The sequence below is a fragment of the Ramlibacter sp. genome (assembly GCF_028291745.1).
Taxonomy (GTDB): Bacteria; Pseudomonadota; Gammaproteobacteria; order Burkholderiales; family Burkholderiaceae_C; genus Ramlibacter.
Window position 1 is genome coordinate 1 of record NZ_JAQGNQ010000038.1, and the last position, 21,894, is coordinate 21,894.

At 67.8% G+C, this 21,894-nt stretch carries 27 protein-coding genes; 19 read left to right on the plus strand and 8 right to left on the minus strand.

Translation table 11 applies throughout. The features are described 5' to 3' along the window. Positions 1–568 precede the first annotated feature (568 nt). Positions 569–859: a hypothetical protein gene (locus JWP60_RS05760; RefSeq protein ID WP_299787622.1), complete on the plus strand. Its 291-nt coding sequence runs from the start codon at positions 569–571 to the stop codon at positions 857–859. Positions 860–970: 111 nt separating this feature from the next. Here JWP60_RS05760 and JWP60_RS05765 read toward each other — a convergent pair whose 3' ends face one another. Beyond that, positions 971–1,558, minus strand: a complete 588-nt coding sequence (locus JWP60_RS05765; protein ID WP_299787625.1) for a hypothetical protein — start codon at positions 1,556–1,558, stop codon at positions 971–973. Positions 1,559–1,716: 158 nt separating this feature from the next. Then, positions 1,717–2,529 carry a GntR family transcriptional regulator gene (locus JWP60_RS05770; RefSeq protein ID WP_299787628.1) on the minus strand — a complete coding sequence of 271 codons (813 nt, stop codon included), beginning with the start codon at positions 2,527–2,529 and terminating at the stop codon, positions 1,717–1,719. Between the two features lie 85 nt (positions 2,530–2,614). On the opposite strand from JWP60_RS05770, the gene JWP60_RS05775 reads away from it, so the two are divergent. The 4 genes from JWP60_RS05775 to JWP60_RS05790 all read left to right on the plus strand — a co-directional run bounded on the left by JWP60_RS05775 (position 2,615) and on the right by JWP60_RS05790 (position 5,073). Beyond that, positions 2,615–3,067, plus strand: a complete 453-nt coding sequence (locus JWP60_RS05775; RefSeq protein ID WP_299787631.1) for a heme-binding protein — start codon at positions 2,615–2,617, stop codon at positions 3,065–3,067. A 36-nt stretch (positions 3,068–3,103) separates the two neighbouring features. Further along, the gene (locus JWP60_RS05780; protein WP_299787634.1) at positions 3,104–4,081 is read left to right on the plus strand and encodes a tripartite tricarboxylate transporter substrate-binding protein; all 978 of its coding nucleotides are present in this window, start codon (positions 3,104–3,106) and stop codon (positions 4,079–4,081) included. 2 nt (positions 4,082–4,083) lie between these two features. Further along, on the plus strand, positions 4,084–4,518 hold the full coding sequence (locus JWP60_RS05785; RefSeq protein WP_299787637.1) for a nuclear transport factor 2 family protein: 435 nt from the start codon (positions 4,084–4,086) through the stop codon (positions 4,516–4,518). Between the two features lie 210 nt (positions 4,519–4,728). Further along, positions 4,729–5,073: a hypothetical protein gene (locus tag JWP60_RS05790; protein WP_299787639.1), complete on the plus strand. Its 345-nt coding sequence runs from the start codon at positions 4,729–4,731 to the stop codon at positions 5,071–5,073. A gap of 63 nt (positions 5,074–5,136) precedes the next feature. Here the strand turns inward: JWP60_RS05790 and kefC are convergent, their stop codons facing one another. Then, positions 5,137–6,984, minus strand: a complete 1,848-nt coding sequence (gene kefC, locus JWP60_RS05795; protein WP_299787642.1) for a glutathione-regulated potassium-efflux system protein KefC — start codon at positions 6,982–6,984, stop codon at positions 5,137–5,139. Beyond that, positions 6,984–7,622 (minus strand): NAD(P)H-dependent oxidoreductase, encoded by a 639-nt coding sequence (locus tag JWP60_RS05800; RefSeq protein ID WP_299787645.1) that lies wholly within the window; start codon positions 7,620–7,622, stop codon positions 6,984–6,986. Before JWP60_RS05800 ends, kefC begins: the two co-directional genes overlap by 1 nt. Before the next feature lie 45 nt (positions 7,623–7,667). Between JWP60_RS05800 and JWP60_RS05805 the strand changes: the two genes are divergently transcribed. Then, the gene (locus tag JWP60_RS05805; protein ID WP_299787648.1) at positions 7,668–8,123 is read left to right on the plus strand and encodes a MaoC family dehydratase; all 456 of its coding nucleotides are present in this window, start codon (positions 7,668–7,670) and stop codon (positions 8,121–8,123) included. A 181-nt stretch (positions 8,124–8,304) separates the two neighbouring features. Here the strand turns inward: JWP60_RS05805 and trmL are convergent, their stop codons facing one another. Further along, the gene (gene trmL, locus JWP60_RS05810; protein WP_299787650.1) at positions 8,305–8,775 is read right to left on the minus strand and encodes a tRNA (uridine(34)/cytosine(34)/5-carboxymethylaminomethyluridine(34)-2'-O)-methyltransferase TrmL; all 471 of its coding nucleotides are present in this window, start codon (positions 8,773–8,775) and stop codon (positions 8,305–8,307) included. Positions 8,776–8,809: 34 nt separating this feature from the next. Continuing rightward, on the minus strand, positions 8,810–9,517 hold the full coding sequence (locus JWP60_RS05815; protein WP_299787653.1) for a ComF family protein: 708 nt from the start codon (positions 9,515–9,517) through the stop codon (positions 8,810–8,812). A gap of 31 nt (positions 9,518–9,548) precedes the next feature. On the opposite strand from JWP60_RS05815, the gene JWP60_RS05820 reads away from it, so the two are divergent. The 8 genes from JWP60_RS05820 (at position 9,549) to JWP60_RS05855 (ending at position 15,767) form a co-directional block, all read left to right on the plus strand. Next, on the plus strand, positions 9,549–10,445 hold the full coding sequence (locus tag JWP60_RS05820; RefSeq protein WP_299787656.1) for a class I SAM-dependent methyltransferase: 897 nt from the start codon (positions 9,549–9,551) through the stop codon (positions 10,443–10,445). A 54-nt stretch (positions 10,446–10,499) separates the two neighbouring features. Then, positions 10,500–10,976: a DUF2244 domain-containing protein gene (locus tag JWP60_RS05825; RefSeq protein WP_299787659.1), complete on the plus strand. Its 477-nt coding sequence runs from the start codon at positions 10,500–10,502 to the stop codon at positions 10,974–10,976. Positions 10,977–11,021: 45 nt separating this feature from the next. After that, positions 11,022–12,185 carry a cytochrome c oxidase subunit II gene (gene coxB, locus JWP60_RS05830; protein WP_299787661.1) on the plus strand — a complete coding sequence of 388 codons (1,164 nt, stop codon included), beginning with the start codon at positions 11,022–11,024 and terminating at the stop codon, positions 12,183–12,185. Between the two features lie 29 nt (positions 12,186–12,214). Continuing rightward, the gene (gene ctaD / locus JWP60_RS05835) at positions 12,215–13,894 is read left to right on the plus strand and encodes a cytochrome c oxidase subunit I (RefSeq protein WP_299787664.1); all 1,680 of its coding nucleotides are present in this window, start codon (positions 12,215–12,217) and stop codon (positions 13,892–13,894) included. 20 nt (positions 13,895–13,914) lie between these two features. Beyond that, positions 13,915–14,049: a cytochrome oxidase small assembly protein gene (locus JWP60_RS05840; protein ID WP_299787667.1), complete on the plus strand. Its 135-nt coding sequence runs from the start codon at positions 13,915–13,917 to the stop codon at positions 14,047–14,049. 3 nt (positions 14,050–14,052) lie between these two features. Next, positions 14,053–14,643 (plus strand): cytochrome c oxidase assembly protein, encoded by a 591-nt coding sequence (locus tag JWP60_RS05845; protein ID WP_299787670.1) that lies wholly within the window; start codon positions 14,053–14,055, stop codon positions 14,641–14,643. Beyond that, on the plus strand, positions 14,640–14,819 hold the full coding sequence (locus JWP60_RS05850) for a DUF2970 domain-containing protein (protein WP_299787673.1): 180 nt from the start codon (positions 14,640–14,642) through the stop codon (positions 14,817–14,819). The genes JWP60_RS05845 and JWP60_RS05850 overlap by 4 nt, the downstream gene beginning before the upstream one ends. Positions 14,820–14,885: 66 nt before the next feature. Further along, a complete protein-coding gene (locus JWP60_RS05855; protein ID WP_299787676.1) occupies positions 14,886–15,767 on the plus strand; it encodes a cytochrome c oxidase subunit 3 in 882 nt (293 codons plus the stop codon). Between the two features lie 54 nt (positions 15,768–15,821). Here JWP60_RS05855 and JWP60_RS05860 read toward each other — a convergent pair whose 3' ends face one another. Further along, positions 15,822–16,040 carry a twin transmembrane helix small protein gene (locus tag JWP60_RS05860; RefSeq protein ID WP_299787679.1) on the minus strand — a complete coding sequence of 73 codons (219 nt, stop codon included), beginning with the start codon at positions 16,038–16,040 and terminating at the stop codon, positions 15,822–15,824. A gap of 30 nt (positions 16,041–16,070) precedes the next feature. On the opposite strand from JWP60_RS05860, the gene JWP60_RS05865 reads away from it, so the two are divergent. Genes JWP60_RS05865 through JWP60_RS05885 form a run of 5 tightly spaced genes read left to right on the plus strand, consistent with a single transcriptional unit; the run spans position 16,071 to position 20,081 of the window. Next, positions 16,071–16,787, plus strand: coding sequence for an SURF1 family protein (locus tag JWP60_RS05865; RefSeq protein ID WP_299787681.1), 717 nt, complete (start codon positions 16,071–16,073; stop codon positions 16,785–16,787). Then, positions 16,780–17,469 (plus strand): hypothetical protein, encoded by a 690-nt coding sequence (locus JWP60_RS05870; protein ID WP_299787684.1) that lies wholly within the window; start codon positions 16,780–16,782, stop codon positions 17,467–17,469. Before JWP60_RS05865 ends, JWP60_RS05870 begins: the two co-directional genes overlap by 8 nt. Then, entirely contained in the window at positions 17,466–18,614 is a 1,149-nt protein-coding gene (locus tag JWP60_RS05875) for a COX15/CtaA family protein (RefSeq protein WP_299787687.1), read from the plus strand. Before JWP60_RS05870 ends, JWP60_RS05875 begins: the two co-directional genes overlap by 4 nt. Further along, positions 18,611–19,486 (plus strand): heme o synthase, encoded by an 876-nt coding sequence (cyoE, locus tag JWP60_RS05880; protein WP_299787690.1) that lies wholly within the window; start codon positions 18,611–18,613, stop codon positions 19,484–19,486. Before JWP60_RS05875 ends, cyoE begins: the two co-directional genes overlap by 4 nt. Before the next feature lie 7 nt (positions 19,487–19,493). Then, positions 19,494–20,081 (plus strand): SCO family protein, encoded by a 588-nt coding sequence (locus tag JWP60_RS05885; RefSeq protein ID WP_299787693.1) that lies wholly within the window; start codon positions 19,494–19,496, stop codon positions 20,079–20,081. A gap of 21 nt (positions 20,082–20,102) precedes the next feature. Here the strand turns inward: JWP60_RS05885 and JWP60_RS05890 are convergent, their stop codons facing one another. Next, positions 20,103–21,866 (minus strand): 7TM diverse intracellular signaling domain-containing protein, encoded by a 1,764-nt coding sequence (locus tag JWP60_RS05890; RefSeq protein WP_299787696.1) that lies wholly within the window; start codon positions 21,864–21,866, stop codon positions 20,103–20,105. Positions 21,867–21,894 lie beyond the last annotated feature (28 nt).

The window sequence follows — 21,894 nt, forward strand, 5'->3', positions numbered from 1 at the left end:
CCGCGTCTTCTTCCGCTTGCCGGCGTACTCCGCGTCGGAGAAACTGATCTGGCTCATCGCGCAGGCTCCTTTGCGTCAATCAACGCGCCGCGGCATGATCGGTGGACTTGTTCAGACTTTCCTTAGACCGCAGGAGTAGGATTAATCGCTACCCCGGAGTACCGAATGGCCGCCTCTCTCGCCAAGATCGAAGCCGAAGCGCTGCAGCTGTCAGCCGAGGAACGGGTGCGCCTGGCCGACCACCTCCTGGCAAGTGTGGCTGGTGAGCCCGAGTCGAGGAGGCTTGGGCTGAGGAGGTCGAGCGGCGGTTGGCTGAAGTCGAGGCTGGCGCACCTCTCGTGTTCCTGGAAGACGCCGTTGCCCGCGCTCGCCGCGGGATCTTGTGAAGATCTCCCTCAACGCACAGGCGGAGCTTGAGCTGGTTGAGGGGTCTGCCTGCTATGCGCGAAAAGCCAATGCACAGGTTGCGGAAGCGTTCATCTCGGAATTCGACCGCTCTGCCTTCGCTGCGATCCTTTCCGCCGCTCGCGGGTCGACTCCGACGTTATACGGTTGACACACCCCTGCGATGACTCGCGTCGCGCAACCCGAAACGAGCGGCAAATCCATGAGCAAGGCTAAAGACGAACTGCGCCGCGAGTACCGGCGAGACGACCTCGGAAAAGGGGTGCGGGGCAAGTACCTGTCGCGAGTTTCGAAGGGGACGAATCTCGTCCTCTTGGACGACGAGATCGCCAAGGCGTTTCCCACCACGGAGGCCGTGAACGAAGCCCTCACCGGCCTCCTGGAGCTCACAGAGCAGACCGCGCGCATAACAGGTCGCTCGACACGGACGATTCGCAAGCGAGCAGCCGGTTAGCCCCAACGTCATGTCGCATGAAAGCCGCTGCTGAATTGAAGCGCTACGCCGAAGAAATGAGCCCCGCGGCGCCCTGACCGGAAGCGGCCAGGGCCGCTTCCGGATTCAGCCTCAATTGCAGGAAATCGCCACGTTGCCCATGACTCCCACGGCCACGATGCCCGTGCCGTTGGTGACGGTGCAGGTCTGTTGTGCGGGCTGCGTCGTGACGGCCACGCTGTAGGCCGAGCCGGCCGGCAGGATGCCGGGGAACGCGAACGAGCCATTCGTCGCAATCGGCAGGATCTGGCCGTTGCTCAGCGTCAGCCAGACACTGCCGCCCGCCGCCAGCCCGGAGACGGTGCCGCCCACGGACGACGTCACCGAACAGGCCACCGTAACCGAGCTGACGTTGTCGGCCAAGGAATCGACCGTGCCCACCCCGTTGGTGACCGTGCAGCTCTCGCCCAGGGGCTGCGTCAGGACCGACACGCTGTAGGTGGCGCCGGCGGCCATGCCGGTGGTGAAAGCGAAGCTCTGGTCGGCGCTCAGGATCAGGTTGTCCGTGTTGTTGTTCTGCAGGGTGACGCTCTGGCCGGCGGCGAGCCCGCTGACCGAGCCGCCGATCGTGGCATCGGTGCCGCCGCCGCAAGCGGCCAGCGAAGCCGCCAGCGCGAGAACAGCGGTGCCCTCAAGAAACCGCTGAATCGAAATCCTCATGAAAAACCTCCGGTGGGAACATTTGAATAAGCGGCGAAGACGCTGCTTGTGCGCCACGCCGCTGCGCATTAAGGACGGCGCGCATTGCTCGGAGGTTGGCTTGGGGTAAAGAGGGCGTAAACAACGGAATAGCCGGACCTGCGGATTTGAATACCTGCCTAGCGCTTGCGCGCCGGTGGGCGCTGCGACGCCGCGAGCAGGCTGGCCAGGAGCGGATCGCTGACCTGCGCCGAAGCGCCGCTGGGCAACGCGGAGATCACCTTGATGGCGCGATCGTGGTAATCGCTCGCGGCCTGCCGGGCCGCGGCAGGGTCGCGCGCTTCGATCGCGGCCACCAGCCGCTCGCGCTCGGCGGCCAACCGCTGCACGGTCTTGCGCCAGGCGGCGAAGGTGCTGCCGGAGAGCTGCATGGCCAGGCGAACCTGCAGGCCGGCGAGGAATGCCGCGAGCGCGGCCAGCAGGGGATTGCCTGAAATCAGGACGAGATGATTGAGGAAGGCGGTGAGCGCGGCCGACAGTTCGTCGGCGTCGCGGGCCGCGTTCATGGCGTCTATCGTGCCGCGCAGGCTTGCTGTTTCCCGCGCCGTGGCCCGCGTGGCCGCGATTTCGGCGGCGTGCATGTTGAGGGCCTTCAGCACGCCCAGCACCTCGGCCACGCCGATCCGCTCGATCTGGATCATCGAACCGAGCGGGCCGTCCAGCAGGCTCGACGGATTGCCGGTGACGTAGGCGCCGCTGCCGTGCCGGACTTCCACCAGTCCGCTGGCGACCAGGCCGCGCACCGCTTCGCGCACGGTGGCGCCGCTCACGCCGAAGCCGGCGGCCAGTTCGCGTTCGGTCGGCAGCTTGGCGCCGCGCGCGAACCGGCCGCCGACGATGTCGAGCCGGAGATCCTCGAGGATCTGGTGGGCGGCGTTGCCGCGGTCCAGCGGGCGCGAAGGGGCCCAGGAAGAGTTGCGCGAGGTGTTCATTGCATTGGCGAAAAGGGCTGCTACAGTACGCCGAAGTCACCTGGTGACTTTGAGACTCGACGTCCGTCCACCGCCATTTTCCGCCATGTCCCAAATGTCTCCCGATCGCGTCCTGCTGCCGCTGAAAACCGCGGCGCTCATCGTCGAGGCCGCGCTCGCGCAGGCGCGGCAACTCAAGCTGCAGCCGATGACGGTGGCGGTCCTCGACGCGGGGGGCCACCTGCTGGCATTCCAGCGCGAGGATGGTTCGGGCATCCTGCGGCCCCAGATCGCCACCGGCAAGGCCTGGGGCGTGCTGGGCATGGGGGCCGGCGGTCGCACGATGGCCGAGCGCGCCGAGAGCCATCCCGTCTTCTATGGCGCCTTGTTCGCCGCCTCGGAAGGCCGGGTGTTCCCGGTGCGCGGCGGCGTGCTGGTGCGCGACGGCGACGGCCGGGTGCTCGGTTCGGTCGGCGTCAGCGGGGACTTGCCCGATCGCGACGAGCAATGCGCCATCGCCGGCATCGAAGCCGCGCGGCTGCTTGCCGACGCCGGCTGAGTGCCGCGCCCCACAGAGAACAACGAAGGAGACCCCATGATTGCTCGAAGAACCGTGTTGCAGGCGGCGGGGGCGCTCTGTGCCGCCGGTCCGCTGGACCAGCTGCTGGCGCAGACGCCGGGGTCGGTGCGGGTCTGCGTGGGCTTTCCACCCGGCAGCGCCGCCGACGTGGTGGCGCGGCTCGCGGCGCTCAAGCTGTCCGCCTCCGGCACGCCGCACGTCGTCGACAACCGCGCGGGCGCGGGCGGCCGGCTGGCTGTGGACAACATCAAGCGGGCGCCGGCGGATGGCTCGGCGATGCTGGTCACGCCGGACGCGATCATGACGATCTACCCGCACGTGTACAAGAAGCTCACTTACCAGCCGCTGGTGGACCTGAAGCCAGTGACCACGCTGTGCATGGTGCCGCTGGGGATCGCGGTCGGACCGCTGGTGCCGGCGGAGGTGCGCACGGTCGCCGACTTCGTGCGCTGGGCCAAGGCCAACCCGGGCAAGGCCACGTTCGGCACCTCGGGCGCGGGCACGACGCTGCACTTCACCGGCTGGATGCTGGCGCAAGCCGCCGGCATCGAACTCACGCACGTGCCCTACCGAGGCTCCATCCTGGCGGCGCAGGATATGGTGGCTGGGCAGATTGCCGCCAGCATCAACGTGCTCGGTGAAGTGCTGCCGTTCGCGCAGGCCGGCAAGGCCCGCGTGCTGGCGGTGTCGGGCCCGACCCGGTCCCGCTTCGCACCCGACATCCCCACCGTGCGCGAGGCCGGCTACCCGTCGCTGGAGTCCATGACCTGGTTTGGCGTGTTCCTGCCGGCGAAAACACCGGACGCGCTGGTGGCCAGCGTGAGCCGCGCCCTGGCCGAAGGCTTGAAGGACCCGGACGCCCGCGAGATGCTGGCCAAGATGACCATGGATGCGTCGACGCTGTCGCCGCAGGAATTCACCGCCCTGATCCGCCGCGACCTCGCTCGCTGGGAGCCGGTCGTCAAGCAGACCGGCTATACCTCCGAAGACTGAGATTGAACCAGAACCAGGCTGCGGCGCCGGCCGCGAACGTGGAGCGCATCCGCCAGATCCTGGGTGACTTCGCGTGGTTCGCCGATCGCGGCGACGGCGAGCGCCTGGCGCAGCTGTTCGTGGCGGACGGCGTCCTGCACGTCGGCGGGCAGGAGCTCGTGGGCCGCGAGCAGATCGCCCAGGACTGCCTGCGCCGCGCCGCCATCCCGGGACGCAAGACCCGCCACGTGTGGTCCAACCTGCGCATCGAGCGGGTCGAAGCGGGGTCGATTTCCAGCACCGTGGTGCAGCTCACCTTCGAGCAGGTCGACCAGCAGGAGTCCGGCTCGCAGCAGTTGCGCATCAGCGACGTGTTCGACACCTTCGTCCAGGATTCGGCGGGCCAGTGGCGCATTGCCAGCCGGCTGATCCAGCGTGCCATGGGCCTCACGCTCTGAACCAGGGCGGGGCGGCGACAATTCAGTGCCGGATAATGGCGGCCCGGCGGTGAAGTTGTTCACGAACTCTTGTCGGCCCAGAGCGGCCGCTCATGTCGACCACCTCACATGCAGTCACTCGCGCGTTCTTGCTTCCTCTCCCTGGCCTTTGTTTCGTCCTGGAGCCATGCGGCTGCGCCAGACCCATCGCTCGTCGGCTGTTGGCGGGCCATGAAAATTGTTCAGCACGCGCAGGGCGCCCCAGAGGTGGAGGACACCTCCGGCAGGTGCACTCTCCAGTTCAAGGACGATCAACTTGCATCGACCTGCCAGACCGCGAGCGGGACGGTGACAAGCACGTACCGGTATCGAATCGCCCGTCCTGGTTTCTATTCGGCAACCATGACCGGCAGCACCTACAAGACCGACCTGATCGGTTCGACGCGCGAATACGAATACCATGTCGACGGTGATCGACTCGCCACCGCGACCGATCTGCAAACCACGGTGGCAGGGGCTCCCACCGTGACGGTCCGGGTGGAAACCGAAGCAGAGAGGACAGCCTGCGTGCGTTGAGGCGCGGACAGATTGTTGGTCCGGGTACACCTCGCCGGAGTCGTCCAGTGGGACCCGAGGGGCTCACCCCGGTCGATCCGTATCCCACCCCGGCATCCGCTCGTCGCCCCCCTTCCTGCGCGCTTCGTTCTCCGCCCGCTCGCGCGCCATCTGCTCCTCGAGTTGCTGGCGCCCCGCCTTGACCACGGCGATCATGCGGGCGCGGTCGCGGTGGTGCGGGTACATCTTTTCGAACAGCGCCAGGTTGTGCCGGCGAAAGCGCATCGCCTGCTGGCGCGCGGCGTGCGCCGGCATGCCCAGCACCTCCAGCACGGTACGGCCGCTGCGCAGGCTCGACTCGAACACTTCCCGCTCGATGCGCAGCACGCCGCGATCGCGCAGCGCGTTCCAGTGGGTCACGTCGCGCGCGCGGGCCACCAGTTCGAGCTTGGGGAAGTTCTCGTGCACCAGGTCGACGATGCGCAGCGATTGTTCGACATCGTCCACGGCGACCACGAACACACGGGCCGATGCGGCACCCGCCGTGCGCAGCAGGTCCAGCCGCGTCGCGTCGCCGTAGTGCACCTTGTAGCCAAAGGAGCGCGCCGCCTCGACCATGTCGGCGTCGTGATCGAGCACGGTGGCACCAATGCCTTCCGCATTCAGCAAGCGGCCGATGATCTGCCCGTAGCGGCCGAAGCCGGCGATGATCACCGGCGCGTCCTGCGGCTGGCTGATCTCGGGCAGGGTGCGCTTGCCGTCTTCCAGCCGCGGCAGCAGCAGGCGGTCGGCGGCGACCAGCAGCACCGGGGTCAGCAGCATCGACACGGCCACCGCACCGATCAACAGCGATGCGGTCTCGGCCGGGAACACGTGGGCGCCGGCCGCGGCCTGGAACACCACGAACGCGAACTCGCCGCCTTGCGCCAGCAGCAGCGTGAACACCGGCCGCTCGGCCAGCGGTATGCCCATGGGCGCGGCGATGGCCCAGATCACCAGCGACTTCAGCACCAGCAAGCCGACGACGATCAGCGCCATCACGCCCGGCTGGCGCGCGAGCACGCCGAAGTCGACGCTCATGCCCACCGCGATGAAGAACAGCCCGAGCAGCAGGCCCTTGAAGGGCTCGATGTCGGTCTCCAGTTCGCGTCGATATTCGCTATCGGCCAGCAGCACGCCCGCGAGGAAGGCGCCCAGCGCCATCGACAGTCCCACCAGCAGCATCAAGGCAGCGATCGCCACCACCAGCAGCAGCGCCGCCGCCGTGAAGATCTCGGGCGTGCGGCTCTTCGCGATCCATCGCAGCAGGGGCCGCAGCGCGAGTCGGCCGCCGAGGATGATCCCGGCGATCACGCCGACGATCTTCAGTGCCTCCATCAGCCGATCGCCGCCTGCCAGCTGCGCATCGCTCACGCCTCCCAGCAGGGGCAGCAGGGCCAGGATCGGAATCGCGGCGACGTCCTGGAACAGCAGGATGGAAAAACCGGCGCGGCCGCTGCTGGTGGGCAGCAGGTTGCGCTCGCCCATCACCTGCAGTGCGATGGCGGTGGACGACAGCGCCAGGCCCAGCGCCCCGGCCAGTGCCGTGCGCCAGGGAACGCCCGCGATGGAGGCAGCGGCGAACAGCAGCGCGGCGCAAGCCAGCACCTGCGCGCTGCCCCAGCCGAAGATCGGATGTCGCAGGCTCCACAGGCGCCGCGGCTCCAGCTCCAGGCCGATCAGGAACAGCATCAGCACCACGCCGAATTCGGCGAAGTGCAGGATGTCCTCCACGTTGCTCACGAGCGCCAGCCCCCAGGGGCCGATCACGATGCCAGCCGCAAGATAGCCGAGGATCGAGCCGAGGCCCACCGCACGCGAGAGCGGCACGACGATCACCGCTGCGGCGAGGTAGACGAGACTTTCCATCAGCCAGGCAGGTGCGTTTTCCATCACGGCTCTCCTGCGGTCGCCGGCACTGGCCGATCGGTGGCGGGCACGTCGATGATGGGGCATGCGCCCAGGTCTTCGAGCTCGGGCCAGTCGGGATAGGTCTGCAGCCGCGCGCGGAAGATCTCGGCGTGCGCCTGCACGTCCGCCTCGCGGGCCCGATGCGCCCCGTACAGCACCAGGGGCGGCAGGAAGCGCATGCCGCACAAGGCGGCCGTCTGCTCGTACGGCGGCAGGAAGGCATCGAAGAAATAGCGGTTGTAGCCCTGCGGGTGGTACGAGCCCTCGGGCCCGCCCGTGGTGGCGACCAGCCACAAGTCCTTGCCATGCAAGGCCGTGCCGGCGCGGCCGTAGGCCCAGCCGTAGCGCAGCACCTCGTCGAGCCAGAGCTTCATCAGTGCCGGCATGGAATACCACTGGATCGGATGCAGCAGCACGAGCAGCTGCGCACCGTCGACGTTGGCCTGTTCCGCCGCCACGTCGATGTCGTAATCGGGATAGCGGCCGTAGAGGTCCTGCAGGTGCACGCCGGGCAGCGTGCGGGCCTCGTCGAACAGCTGCCGGTTGACGCGCGATTCGCGCCAGTTGGGGTGCGCCGCCAGCACGTAGATGCCGGGCCGCGGAGTTTGGGGCTCATCCATCCCCTCGAACATAGCCGATGCGGCAGGCCTTGCTACATTGCCGCCATGAGAATCTTCGAACACCTGAGCGAGCTTGCCCCGCTCGCGGGCCAGGACATCGCCACCAGCGACTGGATCGTCATCACGCAGCAGCAGATCGACCTGTTCGCGCAGGCGACCGGCGACCACCAGTGGATCCACGTCGATCCGCAGCGCGCGCAGGAGGGACCCTTTGGCACGACGATCGCGCACGGCTTTCTCACGCTGTCGCTGCTGCCGACGTTCTTCGACTCGGCACTGCAGGTGCGCGACACGCGCATGGGCGTCAACTACGGGCTCAACCGCGTGCGCTTCACGGCTCCGGTGCCGGTGGGCAGCCGCTTGCGGGCGCAACTGAAGCTGATCGCTTGCGAGCCCGTGGCTGGCAACGGCCAGCAGATGACGTGGCAGGTGACGGTGGAACGCGAGGGAGGTGACAAGCCGGTGTGCATTGCCGAATCGATCACGCGCCGCTACGCGTGAACTGCACGCAGCTTACAGCTGGCAAAAAGAAGCCCGCACGAAGCGGGCGAAAGAAAGGAGTCTGGGTTGCCTGGCCTGCCCTGTTACGGGCCGGTTATTGGTCAGATGCGGGACCGTAGCGAAAGTTTCAATCACAGCGCGAGGAAACGAGATATTGCTTGTGTCGCGCGATGCGCAAGCCTCAGGCAGCCCCGGCAAAGCCGTGCTGTCGCCACGCCTCGAAGACGGTGACCGCGACAGCGTTCGAAAGGTTGAGGCTGCGCTGGCCGCTGCGCATTGGCAGCCGCAGCCGCTGTGTTGGTTCAAAGGCTTCGAGGACCTCGGGGGCCAGGCCGCGCGTCTCGCAGCCGAACACCAGCCAGTCCCCCGCCGCGAAGGCGACCTCGTGCACGTGCCGCGTGCCGCGGGTGGTGAGGGCGAACAGGCGCTGGCGATCGGGGACCTGGGTCTGCAGGAAGGTGTGCCAGTCCGCATGCCGCCGGACCTCGGCGTACTCGTGATAGTCCAGTCCGGCGCGACGCATGTGGCGATCGTCCATCGAGAAGCCCAGCGGCTCGATGAGATGCAGCGTGCAGCCGGTGTTCGCTGCCAGGCGAATGACGTTGCCGGTGTTGGGCGGGATTTCGGGATTCACCAGGACGATGTGGAACATGGGGGGATTGTCCCCGGATGCCGTCCAGGCAGCCTTACGCCTGAGGCGCATCGGTGCGCGCCAGCACCACTGCCGCCACCGTTCGTGCTCCCGCCTGCCGCACCGCTCTTGCAGCCGCATGCAACGATGCCCCGCTGGTCATCACATCGTCGACCAGCAACACGGCCTTGCCGCGCAGTTCGCCCGCCCGCAAGGGCTCGACGCCAAACGCGCCCTCGACGTTCTTCTCCCGGGCCTTGCGTTCCAGCGCGGTCTGCGAACCGGTCTCGCGCAGTCGCAGCAGCAATTGCGCCTCGACCTTGTCGCGGTCCAATGCGCGCGCCAGCAGCAGCGCCTGGTTGAAGCCGCGCTCGGCCAGGCGGCGAGGTGCCAGCGGCATCGGCAAGAGCAGGTCAGCGCGGGCGATCTCCTGCGCCACGCCCGGCGCCCGCGTCATCCGCTGCGCCAGCGCCGCGGCCCAGCCCGGCTCGCCGTTGAACTTGAAGCGCGCGAGCAGACCCGACCAGGGATACGCATAGGCCACGGCCGCATGGCAGGCATCGAGCGGCGGCGGTCTCTGCAAGCACGCGCCGCAGACCGCCACGCCCTCGGGCAAGGGCAGGGCGCACAGGGTGCAGCGATGGCACGGCCGAGCGAAGCGCACGACGCAGGCATCGCACAGCGGCTGCGCGGGCCAGGCGCCGCAGATCGCGCAGCGGCTGGCGGCGGCGGGCATCCAGCGCTGCATCCAGGCGGGCGGCATCGTCCGGTCAATATACTCGGCACCCCTGCCCATGGCCTCCTCCGAACGACCGCCCACCATCGACCCCGTCGCGGCCGCCCGCTGGGAGACCGCCGCGCCGGCGCTGAGCCCGTGGCTGCACGAGGAGGTCGGCCGGCGGATGGAAGAACGCCTGCAATGGATCATGCGAGCGCCCGAAGCGTGGGCCGACTGGGAGCCCGTGCGCGGCGGCCTGGACGCGCATGCCCGGGTCGCCCAGCGGTATGCCCAGGCGCGGGTGCACGTGGTGGAGCCGCAGCCGCGTCGCGCCACGGTCGCCCGCGAGCGGCTCGCCCAACCCTGGTGGCGGCGGCTGGGCGGCAGCAAGCTGGAATTCGGCGCGCCCGCGGCCGGCACCATGCAGATGCTGTGGGCCAACATGCAGTTGCACACCGCGGCCGACCCGCAGGCGCTGATTCGCCAGTGGCACGAGGCACTGGCCGTCGACGGTTTCCTGATGTTCTCCTGCCTCGGGCCCGACACGCTGCGCGAATTGCGCGCGGTGTATGCAGCCAGCGGCTGGCCGCCGCCCGGCCATGAATTCACCGACATGCACGACTGGGGCGACATGCTGGTGCACAGCGGCTTCGCGGAGCCGGTGATGGACATGGAGCGCATCACGCTGGCCTTCGACACGCCGGCTCGGCTGCTGCAGGAACTGCGCGAGCTGGGCGCCAACCTGCATCCGCAGCGCTTTGCCGCGTTGCGCGGCCGGCATTGGCCCGATCGGCTTGGGGCGGCGCTCGAGCGCGAGTTGCGCGGCGCCGACGGCAAGCTCACGCTCACCTTCGAGATCGTCTACGGCCATGCGTTCAAGCCGCTGCCGCGCGCCCGTGTGGGCGAGCAGACGGCGGTTTCGGTCGGTGACATGCGGGCGATGCTGCAGGCGGGTGGCCGCGGGCGCGGCTAGGAAGTGGCCCAACCAACACCGCTACAATGCGCGGTCGATTTTGGTACGACGCCCGTGTCGGATCCTGTATTCCGCTTTGCCACCGTCCAGGGCCAGGCCATCCACTGGTTCCTGGGGCGCAATTGCTCGGTGACGCCCGCCCAGCTGGGTTGGCTGTATGCCTCGCTGTGCGTCGTGACGCTCGCGATCGGCACGCTGTTCTGGATCGTGGGTGCGGTGCTGATCCTCCCGTTCGCCTGGCTCGAGCTGGCGGCGGTGGGCGTGGCCTTCCTCGCCTACGCGCGGCACGCGGCGGACCGCGAGCACATCCTCCTGTCGGGGCGGCGGCTGGTGGTCGAAACGGAAAGCGCCGGCCGGCTGGAACGCGCGGAATTCAACCGCGAATGGGTCCGGGTGGAACCGGCGCTGGACGACCGCTCGCTGATCGAGGTGTCGGGCCAGGGGCGGCGGGTGATCGTGGGGCGTTACCTGCGGCCGGAACTGCGGCCGCAACTGGCGCAGGAGATCCGCAGGGCGCTGCGAGAGGCGTGAGCGGTTGCGCAGGTCGGTTTTTTGCAAGGCTTGAGGCTGATAACGATGAAGAGTAATTCGAAGATCGCGGCACTGCTTTCCCTGGCGGGGCTGGCCGGAGCGGCCGGTGCGGCGGTGCAGGACCTTCCCGGCGGCCCGGCCGTGCGCCAGCTGAACCTGACTGCCGCGGCCACGCGCATCGCGGTGGAGCAGTCGTGGCTGCACTGGTTCATGCTGATCACGTGCCTCGTGATCTTCGTGCTGGTGTTTGCGGTGATGTTCTATTCCATCTGGAAGCACCGCAAGTCCAAGGGCCACAAGCCCGCCAACTTCCACGAATCGGTGACGGTGGAAGTGATCTGGACGATCATTCCCTTCATCATCGTCATCCTGATGGCGCTGCCGGCCACCAAGGTGCTGGTCGCGTCCAAGGACACTTCCAACGCCGACCTCACGATCAAGGCCACGGGCTACCAGTGGAAGTGGGGTTACGACTACCTGAACGGCGACGCCCAGGGCGTGAGCTTCGTCTCCACCATCCTGCCGGAGCACCGCGAGCTTTCCAACGAAGGCGCGCACGCCGCGGACATGCCCAGCAACTACCTGCTGGAAGTCGACAACCCGCTGGTGGTGCCGGTCAACAAGAAAGTCCGCATCATCACCACGGCCAACGACGTGATCCACGCCTGGGGCGTGCCGGCCTTCGGCGTCAAGCAGGACGCCATTCCCGGCTTCGTGCGCGACACGTGGTTTCGCAGCGAGAAGGTCGGCGACTTCTACGGCCAGTGCTACGAGCTGTGCGGCAAGGAGCACGCCTACATGCCGATCCACGTGAAGGTGGTGAGCCAGGGCGAGTTCGTCAAGTGGAGCGGCGACCAGAAGAAGGCGATGGCTGCCAGGCAGGACGACCCGTCCAAGGTCTGGACGCTGGCCGACATCCAGGTGCGCGGCGAGAAGGTCTACAACGGCACCTGCGCCGCCTGCCACCAGCCCAATGGCAATGGCGCCGGCCCGATCAAGCCCCTGAACGGCTCGCCGATCGTCAACGACCCCGACAAGACCAAGCAGATCCAGGTGGTGCTCAACGGCCGCGGCGCGATGCCAGCGTGGAAGGGCACGCTGAACGATACCGACATCGCCGCCGTCATCAGCTTCACCAAGAATCACTGGACCAATCGCACGGGCCAGCTCGTGCAGCCGGCCGAAGTGCTGGCGCAGCGCGGCAAGTGACCAGTGGCCAGGAATAGAGGTAACCATCCATGAGTGCAGTTCTCGACCCCCACGGCCACGGCCACGTGCATGGCCACGATGACCATCACGCGCACGCTCCCACCGGCTGGCGGCGCTGGGTCTACGCGACCAACCACAAGGACATCGGGACTCTGTACCTGCTGTTCTCGTTCACGATGTTCATGATCGGCGGCACCCTGGCGCTGCTGATCCGCGCCGAACTGTTCGAACCCGGCCTGCAACTGGTGAACCCCGAACTGTTCAACCAGTTCACCACCATGCACGGCCTGATCATGGTGTTCGGCGCCATCATGCCGGCCTTCGTGGGCTTCGCGAACTGGATGATCCCGCTGCAGATCGGCGCGCCCGACATGGCCTTCGCGCGGATGAACAACTTCAGCTTCTGGCTGCTGATCCCGGCGGCGCTGATGCTGGTCGGCTCGTTCTTCATGCCCGGCGGTGCTCCCGCCGCCGGCTGGACGCTGTACGCGCCGCTGACGCTGCAGATGGGCCCGTCGATGGACGCCGGCATCTTCGCCATGCACATCATGGGCGCCTCGTCGATCATGGGCTCGATCAACATCATCGTGACCATCCTCAACATGCGCGCGCCCGGCATGACGCTGATGAAGATGCCGATGTTCTGCTGGACCTGGCTGATCACCGCCTACCTGCTGATCGCCGTGATGCCCGTGCTGGCCGGCGCCATCACGATGACGCTGACCGATCGCCACTTCGGCACCACCTTCTTCAACCCCGGCGGCGGCGGCGACCCGGTGATGTACCAGCACATCTTCTGGTTCTTCGGCCACCCCGAGGTCTACATCATGATCCTGCCGGCCTTCGGCATCATCAGCCAGGTCGTGCCGGCCTTCGCGCGCAAGCGCCTGTTCGGCTACGCCTCGATGGTCTACGCGACCAGCTCGATCGCGATCCTGTCGTTCATCGTGTGGGCGCACCACATGTTCACCACCGGCATGCCGGTGACGGGCCAGCTGTTCTTCATGTACGCGACCATGCTGATCGCGGTGCCCACGGCCGTGAAGATCTTCAACTGGATCGCGACGATGTGGCAGGGCTCGATGACCTTCGAGACGCCGATGCTGTTCGCGGTGGGCTTCATCTTCGTGTTCACCATCGGCGGCTTCACCGGCCTGATCCTGGCCTTGGCGCCGATCGACCTGCTGCTGCAGGACACCTATTACGTGGTGGCCCACTTCCATTACGTGCTGGTGGCCGGCTCGCTGTTCGCGATGTTCTCGGGCGCCTACTACTGGCTGCCCAAGTGGACCGGGCGGATGTACAACGAGCGCAACGGCAAGATCCACTTCTGGTGGTCGCTGATCTCGTTCAACGTCACCTTCTTCCCGATGCACTTCCTGGGCCTGGCCGGGATGCCCCGCCGCTACGCCGACTACCCGATGCAGTTCGCCGACTTCAACATGGTCGCGTCCATCGGTGCCTTCTTCTTCGGGTTCGCGCAGGTGTACTTCTTCCTGTTCGTCGTGCTGCCCTGCATGCGCGGCAAGGGCGCGATCGCCCCGCAGCGTCCCTGGAACGATCCGGACGGCAAGGGCGCCGAAGGCCTGGAATGGGAAGTGCCGTCGCCGGCGCCCTTCCATACTTTCGAGACGCCCCCGCGCCTGAACGCCGCGGCCACCCGCGTGCTCGACGCGCACCCCGCGCCTGCCGCGCACGGCGCGCATTGAGCCTGACGGAGCGCGACGCCATGGCCGACGACACCGAATCCAGTTCGGCGCAAGCTCGCAAGAAGAGCAACCTGCGACTGGCGCTGATCCTCGCGTCGATCGCGCTGGTGTTCTTCGTCGGGTTCCTGGCCAAGATGGTTTTCCTGAGGCACTGAGCCATGGCACGCAGCGGCGAAAACCTGAAGATGGTGCGCAAGCTGGCGGTGGTTGCCGCCGGCATGTTCGGCTTCGGCTATGCGCTGGTGCCGGTCTACAAGCACATCTGCGAGATCACCGGCATCAACGTGCTGGCGCTGGGCGAGAAGGAAGTGCCGGGCGGCTCCACCGCCAAGGCCAACACGCAGATCGACACGAGCCGCACCATCACGGTGGAGTTCGACGCCAATGCGCACGGGCCGTGGATCTTCAAGCCCGCGCTCACGACCCTCCAGGTGCATCCGGGCCAGCTGGCCACCGTGATGTACGAGTTCCAGAACGTGCAGGACCGCCGCATGTCCGCGCAGGCGATCCCGAGCTATGCGCCGCGCGAGGCCGGGCCGCACTTCAACAAGATCGAATGCTTCTGCTTCCAGCAGTACACGCTGGATCCGGGCGAAAAGAAACAGTGGCCGGTGGTTTTCGTCATCGACCCCAAGCTGCCCAGGGACGTGAAGACCATCACGCTGTCGTATACCTTCTTCGAGGTGGGCGGCAAGGTGCCGGCGCCGCCGCAGGCGGCCGCCACCCAGCCGACGGAGGCGCGATCGTGAGCCTCCTGCGCACGGTCAAGACCGTGCTGTGGTCGTTCATCGGCATCCGCAAGAAGAGTGCCTACGAAGAGGACCTGGGAGCAGCCAATCCCTTCCACATCATTGCCGTGGCGCTGGTCGCCGTGGCCCTGTTCGTGGTCGGGCTGATCGCCGTGGTCCGCTGGGTCGTGAAGTAAGAGTAACTCTGAAAAATCGCAGGCGACTTTTCGAAGTGAATCAAGGAAAAGGTATCAGGAGTAGCCATGAGCTCTAGCGCACCGGGGACCACGCCCCACTACTACGTGCCCCAGCCCTCGCGCCATCCGGCGTTCGCGGCCCTGGGTCTGTTCTTCGTCATTCTCGGCGCGGCCAACTGGGTGAACGGCGAGGAGTGGGGCAAGATCTCGCTGGCCGCCGGCATGCTGTGGCTGTTCTGGGTGCTGTTCCAGTGGTTCCGCGAATCCGCGCGCGAAAGCGAAACCGGCCAGTACGGGCGCAAGGTCGACCTGTCCTTCCGCTGGAGCATGAGCTGGTTCATCTTCTCGGAGGTGATGTTCTTCGGCGCCTTCTTCACCGCGCTGTGGTGGATGCGCTCGCACTCCGTGCCGGCCCTCGGCGGCGTCGACAACGCGCTGTTGTGGCCCGACTTCAAGGCCGTGTGGCCCAGCACGGCGCCGGGCACGACCGCCTCGCCCGCCGACATCATCGAGCCCTTCCAGACGATGACGCCGTTCTGGCTGCCGACGATCAACACGGCGCTGCTGCTGTCCTCCGGCGTGACGCTGACCATTGCCCACCACGCGCTGCGCGAAGGCAAGCGCGGCACTACCGTCATGTGGATGTGGGCCACCGTGCTGCTGGGATTCAGCTTCGCGTGCGTGCAGGGCTACGAGTACTTCCACGCCTACCACGAGCTCAATCTCAAGCTCAGCTCGGGCGCCTACGGCTCGACCTTCTTCATGCTGACCGGCTTCCACGGCTTCCACGTGATCGTCGGCATGCTGATGCTGTTCTTCATCACCATCCGCCTGATGCGCGGCCACTTCACGCCCGACCGCCACTTCGGCTTCGAAGGCGCCGCGTGGTACTGGCACTTCGTGGACGTGGTGTGGCTGTTCCTGTACACGCTCGTGTATTGGCTCTGACGCCGGCCCAGCCATCGAGGACAAGGGCCGCTTCGCGGCCCTTGTTTTGTCCGTTCACCGCAGCGGAATGCCGGTCGGTTTGATATATCCCAGCTTCCACCCCACCAGGATGCACACGAACAGCAGGATGGAAAAGCCGACGCGGAAGGCCAGGGCGCGGGCCATGTTGCTGGTCTTGGGCTTGCCGTCCTGGCCGTCGCGCATCATGAAGAAGAGAGCCGAGCCGAGGCTGGCGATGATGGCGAGGAAGGCGAGGAGCACGAAGTACTTCATGCGCCGCATTATGGTCGCGGGGGTCTGCCGATGATCAAGCGCGTACTCGTTGCGCTGGCCGTGCTGGCGGGCGTCGTGTTGCTGGCCAGCCTGGGCGTGTGGCAATGGGGTCGCGGGCAGCAACGCACCGCGCTGCACGACGCCGAAGTGGCCCAGGAGAACGCGGCGCCCCTCAGCGCCCGGGAGCTGATCGCGGCGAACGCGGGCGACACGCGCCTGCTGCACCGGCCCGTCGTCGTGCGCGGCGAGTGGCTGGCCGGCCGCACGATCTTCCTCGACAACCGGCAGATGAACGCAGTGCCCGGCTTCTACGTGGTCACGCCCTTGCGGCTGGAGGGCAGCCAGGCGGTGGTGCTGGTCCAGCGGGGCTGGGTGCAACGCAACTTCGTCCGGCGCGAGGACTTGCCCCCGCTGCAGACACCGCCCGGCACGGTCGAGATCCGCGGCCGCTTGGCCCCGCCCCCGGCCAAGCTTTATGCCTTCGCCGCGCAGGAGAGCGGGCCGATCCGGCAGAATCTCGACCTGGACCGGTTCCGCGTGGAAACCGGACTGCCGCTGCTGCCGCTCTCGGTGCAGCAGACCGGCCCCGCCTCCGAGGGCCTGTTGCGCCAGTGGCCGCAGGCCGGCAGCGGCGCCGAGAAGAACTTTGGCTACGCCTTCCAGTGGTGGGCCATGGCCGCGACGCTGGCGATCCTCTATGTCTGGTTCCAATTCATCCAACCCCGCCGCCAACCGCGGCATGCTTGAGCAGCCGCTCGGCCTGACCGTGCACTCCCTGCCGTTGCCGCAGGAAGCCGCCGTGGCCGACGAGCAGCGCACCCGCCATGGCCGCTGGAAGATGCTGGTGGTGGCGCTGGTGTGCGCGGCGCCCGTGGTGGCTTCCTACTTCGCCTATTACGTCGTGCGGCCCGAGGCGCGCCGCAGCTATGGCGAGCTGATCGATCCGCAGCGGCCGATTCCCTCCATCACCGGCACCACGCTGGACGGCAAGACCGTGAGCCTGCCCACGCTGCAAGGGCAGTGGCTGCTGGTCAGCGTGGCGGGCGGCGCGTGCAACCCGCAGTGCGAGCGCCATCTCTACCTGCAGCGTCAGTTGCGGGAGGGCCTGGGCAAGGACAGGGACCGGGTCGACTGGGTCTGGTTCGTGTCCGACCGGGTGCCGGTGCGCCCGGCGCTCCAGTCGGGGCTGCAGGAGGCGACCGTCTTGCGTGTCGATCCTGGGCAACTGGCGCAATGGCTCTCGCCCGAGCGCGGGCAGCGGATCTCGGATCAGCTGTACGTCGTCGATCCGATGGGGCACTGGATGATGCGCTTTCCGCCCGGCGACGACATCGCCAGCGCGGCCAGGATCCGCAAGGACCTCGAGCGGTTGATGCGCGCTTCGGCAGGCTGGGATCAGCCGGGTCGCCCAGGGGTCGTGAGCCGATGACGGCCGCTTCCTTGTTCGACCTGACACCGGCGCTGCGCGTGGCGCTGCTCGGGCTGGCCGTCGCCTCCGGGCCGCTGGCGTGGGTCTGGTTGCGCAACAAGAAGGCCGCGCCCGGGCACCGCCTCGCCGCGCTGACCGTGCTCACGCTGTTCCTCACCTTCGACCTCGTGCTGTTCGGCGCCTTCACGCGGCTGACGGACTCCGGCCTGGGCTGCCCCGACTGGCCGGGCTGCTACGGCAACGCCAGCCCGACCGGCGCGCTGCCGCAGATCCGCGCCGAGGAAGCGCGCATGCCCACGGGCCCGGTCACGCATGACAAGGCCTGGGTCGAGATGGTCCATCGGTATCTGGCGACTGGCGTCGGCGTCCTGATCACGACGCTGGCCGTCGGCACGTGGCTGCAGCGCAAACGCGGCGTGCCGGTGCAAGCCCGCTGGCCCGTCTTCACGCTGGCCTGGGTGTGCCTGCAGGGCGCTTTCGGCGCGCTCACGGTGACGATGAAATTGTTCCCTGCCATCGTGACCATGCACCTGCTCGGAGGCATGGTGCTGCTCGCCTTGCTGGCGCTGCAGGCGGTCGCGTACCGGCAGGCGGAGCGTGGCAGCGGTCCCATGCTCGTGGCCGCCTCGCTGCGCCACTGGCTGGTCGGCGCCTCGGCGCTGCTGTGGCTGCAGATCGCGCTCGGCGGCTGGGTCAGCACCAATTACGCGGTGCTGGCCTGCAGCACCTTTCCCGCCTGCCAGGGCAGCTGGTGGCCCGACATGAATTTCCACCAGGGCTTCGAGCTGTGGCGCGCCCTCGGCATGACGGGCCAGGGCGAGCCCGTCACGTTTTCCGCGCTCACCGCGATCCACTACACGCACCGGCTCGTGGCCTACGCGCTGTTCGTCGTTTTGGGGGTGCTGGCGTGGCGCCTGCGCGGCACGGCGCTGCATCGCACGAGCAGCATCGTGGCCGCCCTGATGCTGTGGCAATTCGCCAGCGGACTGTCGAACGTGGTGCTCGGTTGGCCGCTCGTTGCGGCAGTGGCGCACACGGGCGGCGCGGCCGGCCTGGTGGTGGCCCTGACCTGGGCCCTCAGTGAAAGCCGGGTGGCGGCAAGCACTGCCGTGGCGGCGGTGAGCGCACGCGAGGCCTCGGCATGAACGCCACCGTCGTGCGCCAGTTCTACGCGCTGATGAAGCCGCGCGTGATCCAGCTGATCGTCTTCTGCGCGCTGATCGGCATGGTGCTGGCCGTGCCCGGCGTGCCTTCGCTGCAGGACGTGCGCATCGCCGCGATTGCCTGCTTCGGCATCTGGCTCGTGGCCGGCGCGGCCGCCGCTTTCAATTGCCTGGTCGAGAAAGGCATCGACGCCAAGATGCGCCGCACCGCATGGCGCCCGACCGCGCGCGGGGAATTGAGCGACACGCAGACGCTGCTGTTCTCCGCCACGCTCTGTGCCCTGGGCGGCTGCCTGCTGTACTTCTGGGTCAATCCGCTGACGACGTGGCTCACGCTCGCCACCTTCATCGGCTATGCGGTGGTCTACACGCTGATCCTCAAGCCGCTGACGCCGCAGAACATCGTGATCGGCGGCGCCTCCGGTGCGATGCCGCCGGTGCTGGGGTGGGCCGCGCTGCGCGGCGATGTCGGGCCCGAGGCGCTGATCCTGTTCCTGATCATCTTCCTGTGGACGCCGCCGCACTTCTGGGCACTGGCGCTGTACCGGGTGGAGGACTACCGCAAGTCCGGCCTGCCGATGCTGCCGGTGACGCACGGCAACGAGTTCACGCGGCTGCAGATCCTGCTGTACACCATTGTCTTGTTCGCGGCCTGCCTGATGCCCTTTGCCTACGGCATGAGCTCCTGGCTGTACCTGGCGGCTGCCCTCGTGCTGAGTGCGGGCTTCGCCTGGTACGGCTTCCGGCTCTGGCGCAACTATTCGGATGCGCTCGCGCGCAAGACCTTCCGTTTCTCGCTGATCCACCTGAGCGTGCTGTTCGCGGCGCTGCTGGTGGACCACTACCTGCTGTGAGGCCGCCATGCATCGACGTACCGCCCTTCTGACCCTGGCCGCACCGCTCCTGTTGGCCGCTTGTGCGCGCGACGACAAGCCGGCCTTCAAGGCCGTCGACATCACCGGCGCCGACTACGCGCACGACTTCGCGCTGCCCGACACCGACGGCCATATGCGCAGCGTCAAGGACTTCAGCGGCAAGGCCGTCGTGGTGTTCTTCGGCTACACGCAGTGCCCCGACGTGTGCCCCACCACCATGAGCGAGATCGGCGAGGCGAAGAAGCTGCTCGGGCCGGACGGCGCCCGTGTCGAAGGCGTGTTCATCACCATCGATCCGGAGCGCGACCAGCCGCAGATGCTCAAGGCCTACGTGGCCAACTTCGGTCCCGACATGGTGGCGCTGCGCGGGTCGATGCAGCAGACGCAGGAAGTCGCCAAGGACTTCAAGGTGTTCTATCGCAAGGCGGCCGGTTCCACCCCGGACAACTACTCGATGGAACATTCGGCGGCCAGCTATGTCTTCGATCCCAGCGGCAAGCTGCGCCTCTATGTGCGTTACGGCGGCGGCGCGCAGGCCCTGGCCGACGACCTGAAGCTGCTGCTGCAGTCCTGAAGCCGACCGGCCGCGTCGGGCTCAGGCCCGCTGCGGATGGCCTTCGAAGTTCAGCGGCCGGATCAGTTTGCGCGCGTCCTGGTTCATCTGATCGAGCCCGCCCATCACCCATTCCAGCGTGGCTTCGCCACCGAGCTCGGGCACCGGCAGCAGGGCGGCGGTGACGTGGAACTTCAGGGTTAGCGCCGCCGGCAGCGCATCGACCTGGCGCAAGCCGCTGGCCACCACCTGCTGGGCGCGCGAGCTCACCATCTGCTGCGTCACCGGCGCTTCCATCAGCACCGCGAATTCACGCTCGCCCACGCGCGCGGCCAAGTCGAAATCGACGCTGGTGCGGCGCAGGTGGGAGGCGGCAACCACCAGCGCCTTTTCGGCGGCGTCGCGGCCGAACTCTTCGGCGATGGCATCCAGGTTGGAGATGCGCACGCCCAGCAGCGCGCAGTTCTGCTTCTGGCTGCGGGCCCGCGCGAGGCTGGAGTCGAGCCGCTCGACGAGGCCGCGGCGGTGGGTCAGGCCCGTCAGCGGGTCGGTCCGTGACAGCGCGCTGGCGCGCAGTTCGCTCTCGCGGCGCGCCATCAGCCGCATGTGCAGCGCATAGAAGATGATCGGCAGCTGCAGCGATGCGGCGAAGAACAGCGCCGAGCGCGTGAGCACGCTGGTGCCGACCAGGCCGAGTCCGCGGGCGATCGGAAACAGCGCGATCAACACCACCGGTGCAAAGCCGATGGACACGATCCGCACGGGAAGCAGGTGGCCCTCGAGCCACGCCCAGCCCAGCATGCACAGCAGCGCGACCAGCGCAAGGCCGGTGAGTGCGAGCACCAGGCTCTGGCTCGTGTTGGTGTTGACCGTCACGTCGACCGCCACCGCGCCAAGCAGCCCCGCGATCAGCGCCCACACGCCCAGGTCCAGCGCCCGCGACAGGCGCGCCGGCTCGGTGAGCAGCTTGACGAACCAGAGACCCGCGGCGGCCGCGGCGCCGGGCCAGAGTGACAGGGCGGGCTGGTTCCAGACTGTGGTGTTCAGCCAGATGTGCTGGGCGCCGATGCCGGCGCGCGCCAGTTGGCCGGTGGCGAACAGCAGGCTGTAGAGCGAGAAGGCAGCGAAGGCGCGATCGCGAAAGAGCAGTCCGTTGGCCAGAGCCGCCACGATCACGAGGAGGGCGATGCCGGCATAGGCGCCGAACAGGAACTGTTCGTCTTCGCGGCTGTCCTGGAGTTCGTCTTCGCGAAACAGCGTGACCGGCGCGGCGAAGTCGCTGCGGTCATCCTCCACCCGCAGCCAGTAGCGCACGGTGCGCGGATCGTCCGCGGCCAGAGCGAAGGTCGGCAATCGGCCGGGCACCGGCCACTGCGCGGTCGGCACCGAGGTGCCAGCCTCCTGCACCACCCAGTGTCCCTGGCGGTCGCGGTAGAACAGCTGGATATGGTCCTGGATGGAGCTGGCCACCTCGGCGTACCAATGTTGGCCCGCGGGTGCGGCCGCGTCGAAGCGCAGCCAGAAAGCGCCGCCATGCCGGCGCGGGGGATGGGCCTGCTCGCGCGGTCGCCAGGGAATGGTGCCGCCGTCGGCCTCGACCTCGTCGATGGGGCGTGCGGCCTGGGGCTCCACCCAATACGCGGACCTGCCGAACAGCGGCATCGTGTTGCGGCCCGTGAGCTGGATCGCCTCCGTCTCGGCGGGGGCTACGGCCTCGCCCTGCGCTGCGCTCGCGGCCTGGCCTGCCCACGTGGAGGCACACCAGAGCAGGAGGGCGACCAAAGCGCCCAGGGCGGTCCTCCACATGGCCGGATTGTCCTCGCACCACAGCTGA

Coding starts and splice junctions, on each gene's coding strand:
- coxB (WP_299787661.1), top strand. CDS start 11,022: ATGAAGAGTAATTCGAAGATCGCGGCACTGCTTTCCCTGGCGGGGCTG.
- JWP60_RS05770 (WP_299787628.1), bottom strand. CDS start 2,529: ATGAACACCTCGCGCAACTCTTCCTGGGCCCCTTCGCGCCCGCTGGAC.
- JWP60_RS05775 (WP_299787631.1), top strand. CDS start 2,615: ATGTCCCAAATGTCTCCCGATCGCGTCCTGCTGCCGCTGAAAACCGCG.
- JWP60_RS05805 (WP_299787648.1), top strand. CDS start 7,668: ATGAGAATCTTCGAACACCTGAGCGAGCTTGCCCCGCTCGCGGGCCAG.
- JWP60_RS05845 (WP_299787670.1), top strand. CDS start 14,053: ATGGCACGCAGCGGCGAAAACCTGAAGATGGTGCGCAAGCTGGCGGTG.
- trmL (WP_299787650.1), bottom strand. CDS start 8,775: ATGTTCCACATCGTCCTGGTGAATCCCGAAATCCCGCCCAACACCGGC.
- kefC (WP_299787642.1), bottom strand. CDS start 6,984: ATGGAAAACGCACCTGCCTGGCTGATGGAAAGTCTCGTCTACCTCGCC.
- cyoE (WP_299787690.1), top strand. CDS start 18,611: ATGAACGCCACCGTCGTGCGCCAGTTCTACGCGCTGATGAAGCCGCGC.
- JWP60_RS05760 (WP_299787622.1), top strand. CDS start 569: ATGACTCGCGTCGCGCAACCCGAAACGAGCGGCAAATCCATGAGCAAG.
- JWP60_RS05875 (WP_299787687.1), top strand. CDS start 17,466: ATGACGGCCGCTTCCTTGTTCGACCTGACACCGGCGCTGCGCGTGGCG.
- ctaD (WP_299787664.1), top strand. CDS start 12,215: ATGAGTGCAGTTCTCGACCCCCACGGCCACGGCCACGTGCATGGCCAC.
- JWP60_RS05855 (WP_299787676.1), top strand. CDS start 14,886: ATGAGCTCTAGCGCACCGGGGACCACGCCCCACTACTACGTGCCCCAG.
- JWP60_RS05870 (WP_299787684.1), top strand. CDS start 16,780: ATGCTTGAGCAGCCGCTCGGCCTGACCGTGCACTCCCTGCCGTTGCCG.
- JWP60_RS05780 (WP_299787634.1), top strand. CDS start 3,104: ATGATTGCTCGAAGAACCGTGTTGCAGGCGGCGGGGGCGCTCTGTGCC.
- JWP60_RS05820 (WP_299787656.1), top strand. CDS start 9,549: ATGGCCTCCTCCGAACGACCGCCCACCATCGACCCCGTCGCGGCCGCC.
- JWP60_RS05815 (WP_299787653.1), bottom strand. CDS start 9,517: ATGCCGCCCGCCTGGATGCAGCGCTGGATGCCCGCCGCCGCCAGCCGC.
- JWP60_RS05790 (WP_299787639.1), top strand. CDS start 4,729: ATGAAAATTGTTCAGCACGCGCAGGGCGCCCCAGAGGTGGAGGACACC.
- JWP60_RS05860 (WP_299787679.1), bottom strand. CDS start 16,040: ATGAAGTACTTCGTGCTCCTCGCCTTCCTCGCCATCATCGCCAGCCTC.
- JWP60_RS05800 (WP_299787645.1), bottom strand. CDS start 7,622: ATGGATGAGCCCCAAACTCCGCGGCCCGGCATCTACGTGCTGGCGGCG.
- JWP60_RS05865 (WP_299787681.1), top strand. CDS start 16,071: ATGATCAAGCGCGTACTCGTTGCGCTGGCCGTGCTGGCGGGCGTCGTG.
- JWP60_RS05840 (WP_299787667.1), top strand. CDS start 13,915: ATGGCCGACGACACCGAATCCAGTTCGGCGCAAGCTCGCAAGAAGAGC.
- JWP60_RS05885 (WP_299787693.1), top strand. CDS start 19,494: ATGCATCGACGTACCGCCCTTCTGACCCTGGCCGCACCGCTCCTGTTG.
- JWP60_RS05765 (WP_299787625.1), bottom strand. CDS start 1,558: ATGAGGATTTCGATTCAGCGGTTTCTTGAGGGCACCGCTGTTCTCGCG.
- JWP60_RS05890 (WP_299787696.1), bottom strand. CDS start 21,866: ATGTGGAGGACCGCCCTGGGCGCTTTGGTCGCCCTCCTGCTCTGGTGT.